This is a genomic window from Paenibacillus sp. EB106-05-06-XG162, from assembly GCF_058791655.1.
The window spans coordinates 24,311-41,500 of record NZ_JBYTDT010000009.1 but is presented as its reverse complement, the minus strand read 5'-3'; the positions used below and the strand labels follow the sequence as shown (position 1 = coordinate 41,500).

Annotated in this window: 11 protein-coding genes; 3 read left to right on the top strand and 8 right to left on the bottom strand. The window is 42.8% G+C overall.

Annotated elements, in window-relative coordinates; translation table 11 throughout:
- Positions 1 to 260: 260 nt before the first annotated feature.
- From AC3WU2_RS18820 to AC3WU2_RS18790, 7 genes are all read right to left on the bottom strand, one after another.
- On the bottom strand, positions 261 to 4,907 hold the full coding sequence (locus tag AC3WU2_RS18820; protein ID WP_492456633.1) for a discoidin domain-containing protein: 4,647 nt from the start codon (positions 4,905 to 4,907) through the stop codon (positions 261 to 263).
- A 345-nt stretch (positions 4,908 to 5,252) separates the two neighbouring features.
- On the bottom strand, positions 5,253 to 6,089 hold the full coding sequence (locus tag AC3WU2_RS18815) for a carbohydrate ABC transporter permease (RefSeq protein WP_492456632.1): 837 nt from the start codon (positions 6,087 to 6,089) through the stop codon (positions 5,253 to 5,255).
- Positions 6,086 to 6,976, bottom strand: coding sequence for a carbohydrate ABC transporter permease (locus AC3WU2_RS18810; protein WP_492456631.1), 891 nt, complete (start codon positions 6,974 to 6,976; stop codon positions 6,086 to 6,088). The genes AC3WU2_RS18815 and AC3WU2_RS18810 overlap by 4 nt, the downstream gene beginning before the upstream one ends.
- Positions 6,977 to 7,067: 91 nt before the next feature.
- Positions 7,068 to 8,408, bottom strand: coding sequence for an ABC transporter substrate-binding protein (locus tag AC3WU2_RS18805; RefSeq protein ID WP_492456630.1), 1,341 nt, complete (start codon positions 8,406 to 8,408; stop codon positions 7,068 to 7,070).
- 118 nt (positions 8,409 to 8,526) lie between these two features.
- Positions 8,527 to 10,143, bottom strand: coding sequence for a response regulator (locus AC3WU2_RS18800; protein WP_492456629.1), 1,617 nt, complete (start codon positions 10,141 to 10,143; stop codon positions 8,527 to 8,529).
- A gap of 26 nt (positions 10,144 to 10,169) precedes the next feature.
- Positions 10,170 to 11,936: a cache domain-containing sensor histidine kinase gene (locus AC3WU2_RS18795; RefSeq protein WP_492456628.1), complete on the bottom strand. Its 1,767-nt coding sequence runs from the start codon at positions 11,934 to 11,936 to the stop codon at positions 10,170 to 10,172.
- Between the two features lie 279 nt (positions 11,937 to 12,215).
- Entirely contained in the window at positions 12,216 to 13,784 is a 1,569-nt protein-coding gene (locus AC3WU2_RS18790) for an MFS transporter (RefSeq protein ID WP_492456627.1), read from the bottom strand.
- A gap of 170 nt (positions 13,785 to 13,954) precedes the next feature.
- Between AC3WU2_RS18790 and AC3WU2_RS18785 the strand changes: the two genes are divergently transcribed.
- Positions 13,955 to 14,476, top strand: coding sequence for a PadR family transcriptional regulator (locus tag AC3WU2_RS18785; protein WP_492456626.1), 522 nt, complete (start codon positions 13,955 to 13,957; stop codon positions 14,474 to 14,476).
- Between the two features lie 117 nt (positions 14,477 to 14,593).
- Here the strand turns inward: AC3WU2_RS18785 and AC3WU2_RS18780 are convergent, their stop codons facing one another.
- Positions 14,594 to 16,111 carry a carboxypeptidase M32 gene (locus AC3WU2_RS18780; protein ID WP_492456625.1) on the bottom strand — a complete coding sequence of 506 codons (1,518 nt, stop codon included), beginning with the start codon at positions 16,109 to 16,111 and terminating at the stop codon, positions 14,594 to 14,596.
- Positions 16,112 to 16,246: 135 nt separating this feature from the next.
- Here AC3WU2_RS18780 and AC3WU2_RS18775 point away from each other — a divergent pair, with 135 nt between their 5' ends.
- Together AC3WU2_RS18775 and AC3WU2_RS18770 are read left to right on the top strand one after the other, a co-directional pair.
- A complete protein-coding gene (locus AC3WU2_RS18775; RefSeq protein ID WP_492456624.1) occupies positions 16,247 to 16,570 on the top strand; it encodes an iron-sulfur cluster biosynthesis family protein in 324 nt (107 codons plus the stop codon).
- Positions 16,571 to 16,615: 45 nt separating this feature from the next.
- Positions 16,616 to 17,170 carry a beta-class carbonic anhydrase gene (locus tag AC3WU2_RS18770; protein ID WP_018755571.1) on the top strand — a complete coding sequence of 185 codons (555 nt, stop codon included), beginning with the start codon at positions 16,616 to 16,618 and terminating at the stop codon, positions 17,168 to 17,170.
- The last annotated feature ends 20 nt before the right edge of the window (positions 17,171 to 17,190 follow it).

Genomic DNA, 17,190 nt, shown 5'->3' with positions numbered 1-17,190 from the left:
TGTTTGGTGTGATTCATAAATGAGGAAAGATAATAAAAAGAATGATTTATGTCTACATCTTACTCTCCCGCCTTGGATAGGTTAATGACGATAATTTGGATTTCATGATCAATTTTACGATAAGTGCCAAAGAAAAACCCTTCCAGCACACTCGAACCTCATAATATCAAAAAGCTGTCTCGAAAATAGAGCAGCCCAAGATCGCCTCGAGCTGCTCTCATCTCGTCATACCATTACAAATTTACGTTTGCGTTAATGCATTATTGAAAAATCTTCTGCGCAATTGCCGCCAAGTCGCTGATATCAATGACGCCATTCTTATCAAAGTCAGCCATTTGCAGCTTATTCCAGTTCGGGCTATCCTTGGTTGCGCCATAGTTCGCAGCAGCAATCGCAAGGTCACCGATCGTTACTTTGCTGTCGCCATTCAAGTCGCCCGTCGCAACCGGCGGCTGCTCCTTCACCACTTGGACGGTTGAGCTCGCATTTTTAATTGTTATCTCTGCTCCTTCGGCATCCGAAATCATGGCCTTCGTCATCGAGATAACACTATTTACCGCTGCTCCAGCTACTTCCTTCGCTTTGAACGTCAATTCAAAGACATTCTTCGTGCCTGTTACGGCATTACCTGGGCCTTCGCTTGCCACGATGAACCGCAGCTTGCCATCCGGCGTCGTCTTCTTAACAATGATGCTAACCCTCGGAATGAGGGAGCTCGCAGACAAGAACTCGAGCCTTGCCGGATCGAAATCGATCGATAGATCCTGCGCATATACCCCTTGCGTTACGCTGCTGAGACCGATTTGTACGTTGAATGTTTTGTCAGCAGTTACTGTAGCTGGCGCCGTGATGGAGCCGGACGGCGAAGCCACTCCGGCCTTATCGAAGGCTTGAACCGCGGCTTGCAGCGCTTCAAGCGCGGCTGTCACTTCTACCTGCGTTGCTGCTGTATTAACAACGCGCTGTGCTGCTGCAATCGCTGCTTTCAATGCATCTACGGCTGCTTGCGGATATTGACCAGGCTGATTACCAACGACTGCTTGATCCACCTTGACCTGAGCGGCTGCAATCGCTGCTTTCAGTTCTATTACACTTACGCCATAGATGAATTTGGCATCTGCCCAGTCAACATGCGTATTATACCTTGCTTCAGGATTTGCAGGGTTATTATTCCATTCAGCAACAAGTTTAATCTGCTTGGCTCCTGTGACATCTAGATCAATAAATTCACAGTTGTCGTCTCGCATCTTGACAGGACTTGTATAGATTAACTCATTATCTTTAAATACTTTGAAGATCGCTTCTCCACCCATTTTAGGAGCTTTCTTGTCAATTCCTACATAGGCTTGGAATCTTGTATACTCACGACCATCCACCTTGTATACAACCTCTGAATTTGTATCTGATGATAATCCTTTCGTAAAGGTCTTAACTCCTGTTGCAGAGTTCAAATCAAGGGTGGAACCGCCATATTGCGGTTTATCCTTAAGTACCGCATTATAATCACTGTGTGCCGAAACCCATTCCAGATCGCTAACATAGTCAAACTCTTTCTTCTCTGGTTCCACGTAATCCTGACCGTATAAGATCAGCTCCGCCATCCCGATTCTGAACCCGCCGCCAGCCGTAATATCCTTGATTGTTACGCGAACATAATTGATATTGTCATACGGCTTAGCAAATTTTTCTGGTGTGAAGTGCTGTCCACCGACATAGCGATTATCGAGTGCCTTTTGCCAGGTGCGGCCATCCTTAGATACTTCTAAATCATACGTGTACCAGTTACTGTCCTTTTCCCAGAAAATACGGCTTCCAGCAACGGATTGCGGTTTGTTGAATTTTACTGTCACGGACTGCGGAAGAGTCAATTCTTTGGACAACCAGCCTGTTCCGATCGTCGTTACACCATCTCTCAGCTTATCCGTGCCTCTGTCAGCTTCACTTGCTGAAGAGGATGTAATAGATTCTATTTTCGCATCTGTAATTCTGTCACCGGGTTCTTCATTTTCTAAAGGTATGATCTTAAACTCAAATAAAGATGCCCAATCTCCATTGGTTATATGATCAACAATCGTTAATCTTACATATCTCCCTTTTGTTTCTACTAGCTTTGTTTCTTCAGATCCATTAGGCATGGTATTTAACGTTTGATCAACAACTTTTTGCCAATTCATTCCGTCCTCTGATACTTCAATATTGTACTTATAAACATTTGTACTTCTCTCCCACATCACCTGAAAACCAGCTATAGCGTTACTCTTTTGTAAATCAACCTGGATCCACTGTGGTAAGGATGCTCCACTCGCACACCATCTTGTACCTTCGTCGTTATCCACTGCATTCCTTGCAAAGTTGCCGGATTGTTCAGAAGAACTTGTAACAGGTTTACCATTGGCAATATTTTTATAGTTCTGTTCTGTCGTTTCTAGTTTATCAACGCCGCCAACCCATGGTGTATGCTGTCCGTCAGGAACAAACTGCCCTTCATAAGGGACTGTACTTACGGTTTTGGTTCCCGCATTTAATCCTTCTGCTGCAGCATGAATGTTAATATTTCCACTGACATCTGCCGTTCTTACAAATGCGAAACCTATACCGCCTTCAACGTTCTGTTCTTCGACACCTATTCGTTCAATATGTTTGCCGACGAGCTCCCCTTCACCTGTTACAGAAATTTTAACCTTACCCTCGTAGTTGGGTACTACCGTTCCATTTTCATCAACGACTTTGAAGTATACGGGTATTAAATCCGAACCATCTGCTACTGGCGCTATTCCTCTGTCGCGTACTTCGATTTCTATCCCAGCAGCTTGACCTGGTGTTCTAACTGTATGCGTTTTCACAACTTTCCCATCTAAAATCGCTTCTGCTCTAAGTTCTCCAGCCGCAAACTTATCTAATTTAAATGTAAATATTGGGCTGCCACCTTTTTTAGCGATGTTCGGAACAGATTTCAGAGCCTCTTCCCTTGTCATTTCTTTCACCAGTTCATTATTCTGATACAGCTTAACACGGTCACAGTTACTGAATACGTTGATATTTAGGCTTGAGGCTCCCGAATATGTGCTTGCGATAAACACCATTGGACCAACAGCCGAATTTCTAGCCGATTGCATGGACTGCAGCCAGTAGTAGTCATATTTTTCATATCGATCGATATCGACTGTTCCGCTTCCGAGTGTCTTCGTCGTTGATCCGCGTGCGTAGTCATTCCAGCTCCATAAGAAGTATCCGCCTATTCTATCATTCGCATCTAGGCCACCCCAGTCCGAGTAACCATCTCCATTCAGATATCTCTGACGCGTCAAAATCTGAGCATTCATAGCGTCTTCGCCTTCTTTTCTCAGCGCCTTGCTAGATTCTTCGAAATCACCCCATTCGCGAGTAAAAAATGGCTTGTTGGGGTCAAAATCAGTCCATTTGCTTGGGTCAGCTGCCCAATTCGTATCCACGACTTTATAGTTCACATCATAAAAAGATCCCTGAAGTCCATGGTCTGCTGCGGTATACATCTGATTGCCAGGATATTCTGCATGAGCAATCGCAGTTACCTCTTTGGCCCATGCTGCTGAATAGCCCGTCTCATTCAGTGAAGTTTCCCATAAGATGACAGACGGTCTGTTCCTGTCACGTCGGATCATTTCCCGCGTATCTCTTAACGTTAGATCATAGAACTTTTGACTTTTCGTGAAGTTCTGCCAGCCGGGCTGACATTCAATCACTAATAAACCTAATTCATCAGCTGCATCCAAAAAGGCCGCATCATTGGGGTAATGCGTCGCACGAACCGCATTAAATCCATTTTCCTTGATTTGCATGGCATCACGATACTGCATCGCGTTAGGAGCTGCATCTCCGATATTCTGAAAGGCCTGATGACGGTTGGCTCCGCGCAAATATAATCTTTCACCATTGATGTAGAAGCCATCTGCCTTGTACTCTATTGTTCTAATCCCTATCTTCGTCGTTACAGAATCTACTAAAGTTGACCCATTATATACTTCACTGACTAAAGAATACAGATAAGGTGTATCTGGATGCCATAAGTTAGGATTAGTTATCGTTACATCCTGGTTAAACGATTTATCCCCACCTGCTGGTATGCTTGCAGCATCAGCTTCACCCTGAGCAACGATATTTCCTTCCTTGTCCACAATTTTACTTACAACCTTCGTATCTGCAGATGTATTATTTTTGTTTACGACATGCGTTTTTACATTCACCTTAGCAGAAGTTTTATTCACTTCGGGATAAGTCACAAAAACTCCGCCACTAGCTGTTTTATCAGCCTGTAATGCATCTGAAATGTGCAACTTATTTGTAATCCGCATGGTTACATCTCTGTAAATACCACCATAGTAATGGAAATCGAGATTGGCTACTGGCTTTCCTGGCGGTGTATCTGGACTGTCATAGCTAGATACCTTTACGGCTAAAACATTGGTTTCACCAAATTTCACCTTATCCGTAATATCTACAGAAAATCCGACATAACCACCATTACGAGTATATATTTTCTCTCCATTCAAATAGATTTCACTGTCGGTCATGACACCTTCAAAGTCGATATTGATTGTATTTCCTCGATACATCTCGTCAACCGTAAAATAACGTCTGTACCAACCTATTCCTTGATATACTGCTCGCCCGCCATTCGCATGTTTCTTCTCCAGTCTCATGGTGTGTGGAACGGTTATATTGGCAAATGCCTGATCATCAAAGTCAATGGCCTCTGAACCAGCTAAATCACCTCTGTAGAATCCCCAGTCACTATTCATATTTAATTCGGTTCTACCATTTGCAGTTGCCTGAACAGTACGATCGCTCTCAGCATATACAGCTGTACTTGAGTATTCCATTCCTAATATTAATGAGAAAATTAGAAGCCATGTCGTTATTCTCTTCATAGTACACCTCTTTACAATATAATATTAACCGAAAGGATTGTAGATGCTGTTGCAGCCTTTGGCCTTCGAATTAGCGTCTTATATTACTTCACCTCCACATTAGTGTGTTGAAAAAAAAGGGGAGAATAGGGGCAATTTAAGTCGGGAGATCATTTGGTGAAAGCGGATACATAAATGATTTATAGTTCTCAGCCTACCCTCAAGCTTCAGATAATTTAATGACAATAATTTCGATTTTCTGATCATTTTTTCGATGGGCAATTAGCCATGCATTTGCCTCTGTATTTAGTAAAAAACGGATACCATCCTTTGAGACGGTATCCGTTTTACGTTGCTGCCAAGTTCTTACCCTTTTACAGCACCTGCAACAATTCCTTTGAAGATATACTTTGAAAATAGAAGGTAAATCAAAAGTGTCGGCAACATAACCAGGACAATCGCAGCACTTAGATAGTCCCAACTTCCAAACTTTGAACTACTGAAATACATCAAGGTCGTCGTCAACGTTCTAAGACTACTTGAAGGCATGTACAGATATGGAACATACATATCGTTCATCACATCAACCGCTTTAATAATACCGAGTGTTGCCGTTGCCGGCAGCAGAAGTGGGAAAATCATTTTATTAAAGACTGTGAAGTATGAGCATCCATCGAGCATTGCACTCTCATCCAATTCTTTGGGAATACCATTGATGAACTGTGTATAAATGTAGAGCTGAACCAAATTCGCTGCTGCATAAATCAGAATTGGAGCCCAAATCGTATTATAAAGTCCAAGATTTTTAATGACTGTAAACCGTGAAATTTCAGTAATCATACCGGGCATGATCATACCGGCTACAAAGAGACCGAGAATGATCTTCTTCAAGCGAAAATCAAATCGATTAATCGCATAAGCTGTCATTGTTCCTATTAAAGAATTAATGACAACACTGACTGCAACCAGGAACATCGAATTACCAAACCCCTGTAGAAATTTCCCTTTATCCAATACAACGCCGTAGTTATCGAAATCAAAACTTGCAGGCGGCTTTAGCGAAAATTCAGAGCCAATCTCCATCGAAGTTTTAAATGAAGCGAATAATGTGATGAGTAACGGAATGAAGACGATGAGACAAATCGTAATTAGAATGAAATATACGGCAAGCTTCTTCACTGCACTTCCTAATCGAGGCGTCATTCCTCATCAACTCCCTTCAAGTTGAACAGCCTCTTCTGTACACTATTCAGGACAATAATGAGAACTAACATCGTAATCCCCATCGCTGAAGCCATACCGAAGTTGTTAAATTTGAAGGCTGTCTCCAAGGTATATAATGTGAATGTACTACTCGCATGACCCGGGCCGCCCTGTGTCATAATATATGGAATATCGAACACTTGCAGTGCCCCAACGACATTTAAGAACAAAAGAACCTCTAGTACCTTTTTCACACCGGGAACGATAATATACCAGAAATTCTGGGTGCTGCTCGCGCCATCGATTTTAGCTGCCTCGAATTGATCCTGAGGAATGGCTTGCAAGCCTGCTAGGAATAAGATGACATGGAAGCCTGAGAATCGCCAGATCGATACAAACACCAAGCTAAGGTTCACGATGGATTCATTCGTGAGCCAGTTCTGTATGAGCGACTCTAGCCCCAGCACTTCAAGAATGCCATTTAACCCACCATTAATAGGACTATAGAAGAAGGCAAACATATACGAAATCGCAACCCCGTTAATAATGTAGGGCATGAATACGATGGTCTTAAAAAACTTGCTGGCACGAATCTTACTGTCTAATACAACCGCAATCGCTAATTCAAGCGGAATCATAATGAAATGAAAGATGAAGTAGAATCCGTTATTGCGAAGGGACAGCCATACATCGGATGAATCGGTAAACATCTTGATGTAATTGTCGAAACCAATGTAAACTTGCTTCGCATCCATTCCATTCCAATCGGTAAAACTTAATCGAATAAGTTCGAACAGTGGGTACAATACGAACATCAACAGCAGCAATACAGGTAAAAACAAAAAGCTGAATAACAGTATGTTTCTTTGCATAGAAATCGTTCTCATTTCTACCCCTCCATTTCTTTATATATATAAGGAAAGTGGCTAATCCAAACGGTAGCCACCTTCCTCATTACTCAACTTCTCGAATTGAGATTTATTTTAATTTGGAACGGGCATTTTTCCAGCTGTTATTCATTTCCTGCATCATCTTATCGAAATCTTTGCCTGCCATCATGTCTTGACCCATTTTCTTCACATCGAACTTAATCGCCGATTCAATCTTCTTATAATCCTCACTGCCGCCTTTATAGAGCACATAATTCAGATTCGACACATCAAAAGCACCCTTGAACATTGGACCTAGATCAATCTTAACATCCTTCATCGTCGATTGAAGCTGAGCCTCGGTCAAATATTTGGAATACCATGCATCACTGAAGAACCAGTTAATGAATTCTTTCGCTTCGTCTGGATGCTTCGATGTTTTTGGAATCGTAAAGAACGTATCTACCATCGAAATCGTATTAAACGGATCGCTTTCGGAATCACGAACAGGTAACAAGAAGGCACCTACATCATTGATATCCACATCCTTCATCGATTTCAAATCACTGCCGAACCATTGACCAAGCGCAATCATCGCCGCCTGCTTGGAACCAAACATCAGCTTGGATTGGTCAAAGCCAACACCGAGGGGATCAGTACCCATAAATTTACCATTATACAGTTCCTGAATTTTCGCATATGCATCATAGAAGGCTTGGCCTTTCGTGAAAGGTTCATCCTTCGTCGCCATCGTTGACCAGTAATCCCCATCTCCTGCTACAAGCGAAGGCATAAATTCGTTGAAAGGATAATTCGGCCAAGCGTCTTTACCGCCCATGGCAAACGGCATAAATTTGCCGCCGTCTTTAATCTTTTTAGCAGCACTTACGAACTCTCCCCAGGTCTTAGGAATCTCAATGCCATATTCCTGGAAGATACTCTTCCGATACCAGACGAACTCATTGAATTGGCTTTCGGGTACACCATAAATATGATCACCCACCTTGAAATCAGCTGCGAATAAATTGTTTTTGGCTGCATCCAAGTCATCAAGAGGTAAGATATTATCCTTGAAATTAATCAGCCAAGACGATTTCAGCGGCAGAATATCCGGCAATTCGTTCGCTGAATTTCGGATCTTCATCGTATTTTCATACTCTGTATCCTTTAACAGCTCCAATTCAATGGTGACGTTCGGATGTTCCTTTTTGTATTCGTTTACAAGATCAAGCTTTGTAAATAAATCCTCCGTAATCGTTGACCAAATGGGGAACTTTAACGTTACAGGCTCCTTCTCTTCAACTTTCTGCTCCTGCTTCGTATCCGGCTGAGCAGTTTTCCCCTCGTCTGAACTCCCTTTAGATCCACATGCGGAGAACATTGGTACCATTAAGGCTGTGATCATTAGCGTACATAAAATGCGTGTTATACGTGGTCGAACTTGTTGCATATAACATTCCTCCTATACTTATTGGATATAAGCTATTACTCATTTGCTGTTTCTATCATAGCGCTTCCGATAAGCGGTCAGAATGATAAAACATTCGAAATCATGATAAAGTTTTGGGCTATTTGGCAACCGATCTTATGAACTGATTTGGACTTACGCCAGTCGCCTTCTTAAAAACCCGGCTAAAATGCTCTGTACTCGCATAACCTGTACGCTCTGCAATCTCATAGATCTTGAGATAAGGCTCCTTCTTCATACTTTCCATTGCCTTTTCCATGCGTACTTTGGTAACAAATTCCTTAAACGTCTCTCCTACTGCCTTCGAGAACAATGTGCTGAAATGACTTTCACTTAAATGCACCATTTCACTTACTTTCCCAAGCGTGATTTCTTCCCGATAGTGTTCCATGATATAAGCTTGCGCAATGGCTACAACCCGATGCATCTGTCCCGCCTTCTTATTGCTTTCTTGCAGAAGCTGAAGTACCAGATTTGAAATCGAGTCTTGCAAACTATCTGAAGATTCAACCTGCCAAGCCATTCGATACATCTCTTCGATTTTGTTCATTTCCTGGCTATTTACGTAGTCGTTATCATACATGAACTTTACCAATATCATTAAAAGCTCAATATACCGGGCACGCAGCACCTCATTCCCCATCGAAGCAGAACGCTTGATCCGTACAAACATATGGTCTAGTTCTTGCAGAACCGCTTGCTCTTCGCGCTCCTTCAATGCATCCAGCAAGGCTTGCTCTTTCCCGATCAGGCTCTCTCCTGACTGCTTCAAGAAATGGTTAGCATCCTCAGGGTAAATGACTCGATGCTTATTAATCACAAAGCGCAAATCCGCATTTTTGCGAGCTTGAAGATAAAACGCTGGAATTTGCTTTAATTCTTCACACAGCTCACTTACGCCTATCGTGACTTGAATATTGATGTATTCCTTCAGTACAAATATGATTTGATTCATGATCTGCGAAATACTCTGCCTGACATACATTAAACTGTTTGTTTGAAACGATAAGAGCACCACGTATTCATACGTGTTCCAGCTAATGACTTCACCTGTTCCGGCCTCCGCGAGTACCTGATCTATAGACTTCAACACTGAACTTACAAACTCCCCAATAGACGAACCATACCGCTCCTGCACCTGAGCAAAACCCTCTACTCGAATCATGGAAACGGTAATGTTGGTCCATTCCAACCTCATGTTCGAATCCTCCAGAATAGAAGGTTCCAACTGAGGACTCGCGCCAACTTCAAGCCATTCCCGAATGGTATGCTGTTTCAATCGCATCCGTTCCCCATGACGGATTTCACTCGATTGTCTAGACATCGTCTGTTCTACTTCACAGTCGTGCTTGATCCGATTCAAGAGATCCAGTACAACATTCGGATCCATCTCCGATTTAAGTATGTAGTCATTGACTCCTCGCTTAAATGACTTCCTTACAAATTCAAAATCATCATACGCGCTTAGAATGACAACATGTGGAGACGTTCCATTCAACTGATTGAGCTCATCAATAAGCTCTAAACCATCCATGACAGGCATCTTCAAATCCGTAATCACAATGTCAATTTCTCGGTTTTCCTTGATATATTGAAGTGCTTGATACCCATTACTCGCTTCATACACAATCCGAAATCCATTCGATTCCCAGTCAATCAGCGTAGATAATGCCAATCTCATAATCGTCTCATCTTCTACGATCATCACATTCATCATACGACTCGTCCTCTCACATATCATGTTCATATCAATGGCAGCAGAATCGTAACGATAGTTCCTCTACCTAACTTGCTATCTATCTCTACACCGTACGGATGACCATAATTAAGCTCAATTCGTTGTAACACATTATCTACACCGATCCCACTAAAATTCCCACGCTGGTATTTCTCACCCTGCTGCAGCAATCCTCTAATTTGTTCGTCTGTCATTCCTTTACCATAATCCGTGATGGTGAAGCACACGCCAAGCTCATGCCGAATCGCCTTCACCTCAATAAGTTCATTCATATGTTGTTGATCAAGTCCATGGAAAATGGCATTCTCGAGAATCGGTTGAAGCAGCATTTTGGGCATGCTGTAATTCAAAAGCGTATCATCAATTTCAAACTGTATATTCAGCTTGCCTCCATAACGAACCTGCATAATATGCACGTAGGACTCAAGTACTTTGATCTCCTGACCGATCGGAGCTAGTGAGTTGGGTTCACGAAATACATGCGTCAGAAGAGCAGATAGACTCTCAATGATTTTACGAATATTGTCTGTTTTCGCGATCATCGCCATAAGCCGAACGGAATTCAATGTATTCGATAAGAAGTGTGGATTAATCTGAGACTGCAAAGCTTCGATTTCAGCCTGGCTGCGCGCTCGTTCCTTCAAATCTCGCTCTTTCATAAGATCTCTGATCTGACTAACCATACGATTGAAAGAATAGCCTAGCCGCTTAATCTCACCTCTTCCGTCTGCCTTTACCTCCGTAAAAAAATCTCCTGTCTCCACCTTTCTCATCGCTCGAATGAGATTCTGCAATGGCCTAAGTATATCTTTAAAAAAACTTAATAAAAACAATAGAAATAAAGCAAAACTACCAGATATGAAAATGATGGAAATTTTTAAAAATTGATTTGCATCTCTCGTAACCATGTTCTCATCTAAAATATTGACGATACTCCAACCTGATTTCTCAAATGAATACAGCTTAATAAGCTTATTCGCTCCATCTATATTAATAAAGGTGTAATCCTCATCTCGATTATGAGATGGCTTCTTCAGCATCTTGGATACTTCCTTTAAGATTTCTGGATCTACCTTATCATGATAGTTCTGATTCACAATTCGATTACCGTTCCGATCAATCATGAATTGTTCAATATCTGGATTCTTATGAATGTAGTCTGGCAGAGAGGCGTGGGTAATCAAATAAACCATCTCAACCTCTGTTTCGAGCGATTGATCCGGATGAAGCAATAAAGTAAACATGTCCTGTTTATCTGAAGTAATGCCGTTCAGGCTATCAACAATGACTGCTGTCCCATTGCTGTTCCTCAGCGTCTCTTGATACCATGGCAGATTGCGAATGGAAGAATCGGAAATCGTAGGAGAATTCTTAAAATAATAGTAACCTCCATCCTTCAACGTAAAGATAACGCTTACAATCTCATTGCTATAATTCGAGATAATATTTAAGTAAGCATCGATCTCACGCGCAAGTTGAATTTTCTCTACTGAACTTGAGCTTCTGCTCCATGCTGAGACTGCATCCAATATCGTGTGGTCATTCACGTTCGCGATGGTAGAGATGGTAAGGGAGGCTCGTTTCAGCTCGGAGTTCATATTTTTAGATGCTGCATCCAGCTGCTGATCCATTTGATCAATGGACTTGTGAATTAATGAGGTTGAGTAATATTTATAAAATATTGAGATAAATAAGATGAATGGAATAATAATAATCAGTATAAACGTTCGAATAAAATGCAGCGTAATCTCTCGATCTTTTTGTTTGAACATGGATACCCTCCATACGTATGCCAGTTATTATCGGGTTATTTGTTACTTCGCTAACTATAATATAACAAAGAAGATCGCCTTCAATAGAGTACTAAAGCAGGGCGATCTACTTAGTTAAGTAATAGTATATAAATTCAAAGGGATCGTTGTAATGATATTTCTTGTGGTTACATGATATATTTTCTTTATTTATTCAAATATTCCTTCCTTAAGCCTAGTTTAATTTATCAAACATAAAAAGCACCCCGGAGGGTGCTTTCAATCAAGGCTTGAAATATCTCATAAGTTCTGGTGCAGTGGTTCTCTCCCTTGCTTGTTCTTGCGAACAACACCAATGACGAGCGTTGTTGCGAACAATACGATACAGATCGTCATAGCGGCGTAAAACAAGCCATGATAGCCTATCCCTACGACCTCGTGCAGCGCATCCATTAAAGCTTTCTTCGTCGTTGGATCCGGAATTTGCGCAAATCCCGCTTGTATCGTGCTGAAATCCGTTTGTGTCGGCATGTTCGGCAATGCACCTGCACCAGCTTGAATATTCGCTTCACCTAAATGCGACTTAATCGCATCCCCCATATGCATGAATGAACGTGCAAGGAATCCCGCGAACAATGTTGGTGCGAGCGTCAATCCAATCTGACGAGACAAGGACGTTGTCGCTAGTGCAACCCCCTTGTTATCACCTGCATTCTCTGTAGCGAGAATATTCACTGGCGCACCCAGCATCGAACCAAACCCAATCCCTACAAGACAGCTCGCGATGACCATCTGCCAGATTTGCTCTACCCATACTGCGAATAACAAGAAGCCTAACGCAGCAATCGCACTTGCTGTCAGCATCGTGAAGACAGAACCTTTACGGTCCACCAGTCTGCCTCCTAACGCGGCGCCAACCCCAGCTGCTAGAGCGAGCGGCGTGAACCAATAACCCGAGACCGCCGAACTTACACCCAAATATTGTTCAATGAAGCCTGGAACGAAGATAATGGAAGCAATAATCGTCCCCGAGAGCATCGCATAGAACAAGGTCCAACAAAACACCCCGTTCTTAAATAGAAAAATCGGCAAGATCGGATCCTTTGATGATTTCTCAACTCGGCGTTCCGTTACTACGAGGATCACGAGCAGGACGAGTCCTATTGCAATAAATCCAAGAAACGGTCCCGAAGTCAGACTGTCGACAAGGTTAACGCCATCAAGCTTTGTCAATCCGTACATCATAGAGAGTACAGCCAAGCTGAGAATCGCAACGCCAGCATAATCAAGCCGTGCTTCGGTCAATTTCTGCTCTTCATGAATGAATTTCATCCCCAGAATCGCGAGTGTTATCGCAATCGGAACATTGATCAGGAACAACCAATGCCAACTGCCTGTCATATTTAATATGAAAGATCCGATATTCGGGCCAAGGACCGATGCAATTCCGTTCATCCCACCGAGAATCCCGAGCATCCGACCCTGTTTCTCGCGTGGAAATGTATTTAAGACAAAGGAACTTGCAATAATAAATATTCCGCCGCCACCCATGGCTTGGATGAATCGACACACAAGGAACCAGGTGAAATTCGGACTTAATGCGACGAGCAATGATCCTAGACCAAATAATGAGACCTCAAAAATGAACAGTTTCTTGCGCCCGTATCGATCAGAAAGTTTGCCAATAATCGGTACACTAATCGCAAGACCCAAGGTATATACTGTAATCGTCCAAGCTCCCCATGTTGGAGATACACCAAAAGATCGATTCAACGTTGTGAGCGCTGCTGTAATAATGCCGTTATCCAATGCGCCCATAAATACGCCAACAGCAAAAATAATTAAGCTCCATGTTAAATTCCGTTTCATCCCTCTCACTCCATTCAACGTACTTGTTGAGCGTCAACCGCTTCCCATGTATAATGTCAGTATATAGTCACATATGACTAAACACGTTATACCGTAAGTTTACCACTTACACGGATATAGTCAAGTGTGACTAATCACCTGTAGAATAATTACTTCTAGGAGGGGCACAAATGGACGAGCGTACACTACTCATTCTAGGGCTGTTGAAATCCCAAAGTCAGCATGGATACCAAATTAATGATTTTATTGAGCGCAATCTGGGGCGCGTATCGGATATGAAGAAGGCAACTGCCTATTCGTTATTGAAGAAGCTAAATGAATCGGGTCTAATTGAAGCGACAACGGAGCAAGACGGGAATCGACCTGCCAAACAAGTCTACTCCATTACGCCAGCGGGTGAGGAGAAGTTCTATAAATTGCTGCGCATGTCCCTGGTCCAAGTGAATGATTACTTGCCGCATGGCGATATTGGCATCTGCTTCATGGATCAATTACCGAAGGACGAAGTCATCGGATACTTGAACGAGCGGTTAGCGAAAACGGAGGAATTGCTCGCATCCTATGAAGCTGTCCCCCCCCATGTAGAGCATCTACATGGCGTTAATCTAACGATTAGACACCGAATTGCACTGTTTCGCTGCGATATTGAGTGGATGAAACAGACAATTGAAGAGCTTCGTGCGAGATCTTAGACTATCCCCCAATTCGGAAAACCAATTCGAAATCCATCAACGTTCTAGTTAGCAAGGCAGCACGAAAAAGCTCATCTTCCCTAACAGGAGGATGAGCTTTTCTGGTTCTTAAGGCTTTTATTGTAGGTTGTACACTTCTTTAAATTTATTCTCTAAGTATTCGATCAAATAAGTAGGATTCAATTCCTCGCCTGTAATGCGCTGAATGATCTCGCCCGGCGTCTGGCTCTTACCATATTGATAAACCTTATCCGTGAGCCATTCTTTGATCGGTGCCAATCGGCCTTGTTCAATATAACTATCCAGCTCTGGCATCTCTTGACGCATCGTATGCATCATCTGTGCAGCATACATGTTACCGAGAGAGTACGATGGGAAATAACCGAAGCCTCCGCCTCCCCAGTGAACATCTTGAAGAACGCCCAAACTATCCGATGGAGGTGTAATACCAAGGTATTCCTCATACTTCGCATTCCATACCGCCGGCAAATCCGCAACACTTAATCCTTCATTGAACAACATTTTCTCAATTTCATAACGAATGATGATATGTAGATTATAAGTCAACTCATCGGATTCCGTACGAATGAACGAAGCCTCTGAACGATTCATTGTACGATAGAACGCATCTGCAGATACATCGAGCTGACCTGGGAATATGCGTTGAACATCCTTATAATATCGATTCCAGAACAACCGACTGCGTCCAATCATATTTTCCCAGAACCGGGATTGTGATTCATGTATCCCCATTGAAGTTCCGGTACATAGAGGTGTTCCGATCAGATCCTTCGAAATGTTCTGCTCGTAGAGTGCATGTCCGCCTTCATGTAATGAACTGAACAAGGAATTCGGTAGATCCTTCTCGTCATAACGTGTCGTAATACGTACATCTCCCGGATTCAAGCCTGTCGCGAATGGATGTACACTCACATCGAGACGACCCGCATCAAAATCATATCCCATTTGCTCTAGCAAGAATAGACTGATTTCTCGCTGTTTATCAATATCGAATTTCTGTTCCAGGCACGACATATCCGGTTTGTCCTGCGATGCCGCAATAGCAGCAACAAGCGGAACAGTTCGCGCACGCACTTCACCGAATACTTCATCCAACTTCGCAACAGTTAATCCAGGCTCATACATATCCAATAATGTATCGTAACGCGTTTCTTTCGCACCCCATAGATCGATGAATTGCTGGTTATAGGCTACAACCTTCTCTAAATAAGGCTTGAACATTTCGAAATTATCTGCTTCCCTTGCTTCTTCCCAGACATTCTCCGCTTGTGTTGTTAGCACCACGTATTCCTGATACATTTTCGCTGGGATCTTCTTGCTCTTCTCATACTCTTTCTTACATTCCTGGACGATCTTCTGATTCATCTCATCTAGCTGAGCATATGCCTCTGGTTCTGACAATACCGCAACATATTCACCCATCTCATCGGATGTGGATAATTTGAACATTTCGGTCGATAGAACGCCGATGACCTCAGAACGGGCTTCCATTCCTTTTTTAGGCGCACCTGTACGCAAATCCCAGTACATCACACCAAGTGCTTCCTCATAACTCTTAATTTTTTGAACCAATTCGCGAAAATCTTTCACTTGTTGTTCAATCACTGGATTCATTCGATTACCGCCCCTCGCAATATATTCTAATTCGTTGGTTTTCACTCACCTCTTGATGATACTTTTTGCAAGGCGTATAATCAACTGTTAAGAGAAAAAGATGACATATGTCACACAAGGGAGAGGAGAACCTGCATGTACATTCATCTGACAGACGAAGCACTCGAAGCGATTAGTGAGCGAATCGGCACGGGTTCTACAACCTGCTATCTCAAGCTCGTCTACGACACCGACGGTTGCGGCTGCAACGGACTACCTGCGCTGCATTTGGTCTCGGCCATCGAAGAGACCGATATCCTTGTGGACTCGAACGGGCCACCTATGGCCACGGATAAAGCGCGGATCATTTTTTTTGAAGAGCGCATGAAGATCGATCTTAGCGGGTCGACCAGCTTCAAATTATCCAGTGATAGCCAGATTTACAGCTCCAATGTTAAGCTAGTGGATCGTAGAGCTTAGCCAATTGGATTATACAATTTCCAGATATAATGAGGAGGAATCCCTGTGTCAAATCTTGAGACGATTCTAGAATTCAACCAAGCCTTCGTTGAGACGAAAGGTTATGAGACCTATAAAACGGACAAGTTCCCGGAGAAAAAGCTCGTCATCTTAACCTGTATGGATGCTCGTCTTGTCGAGTTGCTGCCAAAAGCCATGAATCTGAAGAACGGCGATGCTAAAATCATTAAAAATGCCGGAGCGATCATCACCCAGCCTTTCGGATCGGTCATGCGGAGTATTCTGGTGGCTATCTACGAACTAGGAGCTGAAGAAGTCTTAGTCGTAGGCCATCGCGGATGCGGCATGACGAAATTAAACTCCGAGAATATTGTGGCACAGGCTATTGAGCGTGGAATCTCAGAGACCGTTATCTCAACACTTGAAAATTCCGGCATCAAGATGAACCGCTTCTTGCGTGGATTCGAAAGTGTTGAAGAAGGCGTCGTGAGCAGCGTCGCGATTATTCGCAACCATCCATTAATGCCAAGCAGTGTCCAAGTTCATGGTCTAATTATGGATTCCGAGACGGGCAAATTGGAAATGGCTGAAGTGAATTAATCCTATTGGGTGACAACAAA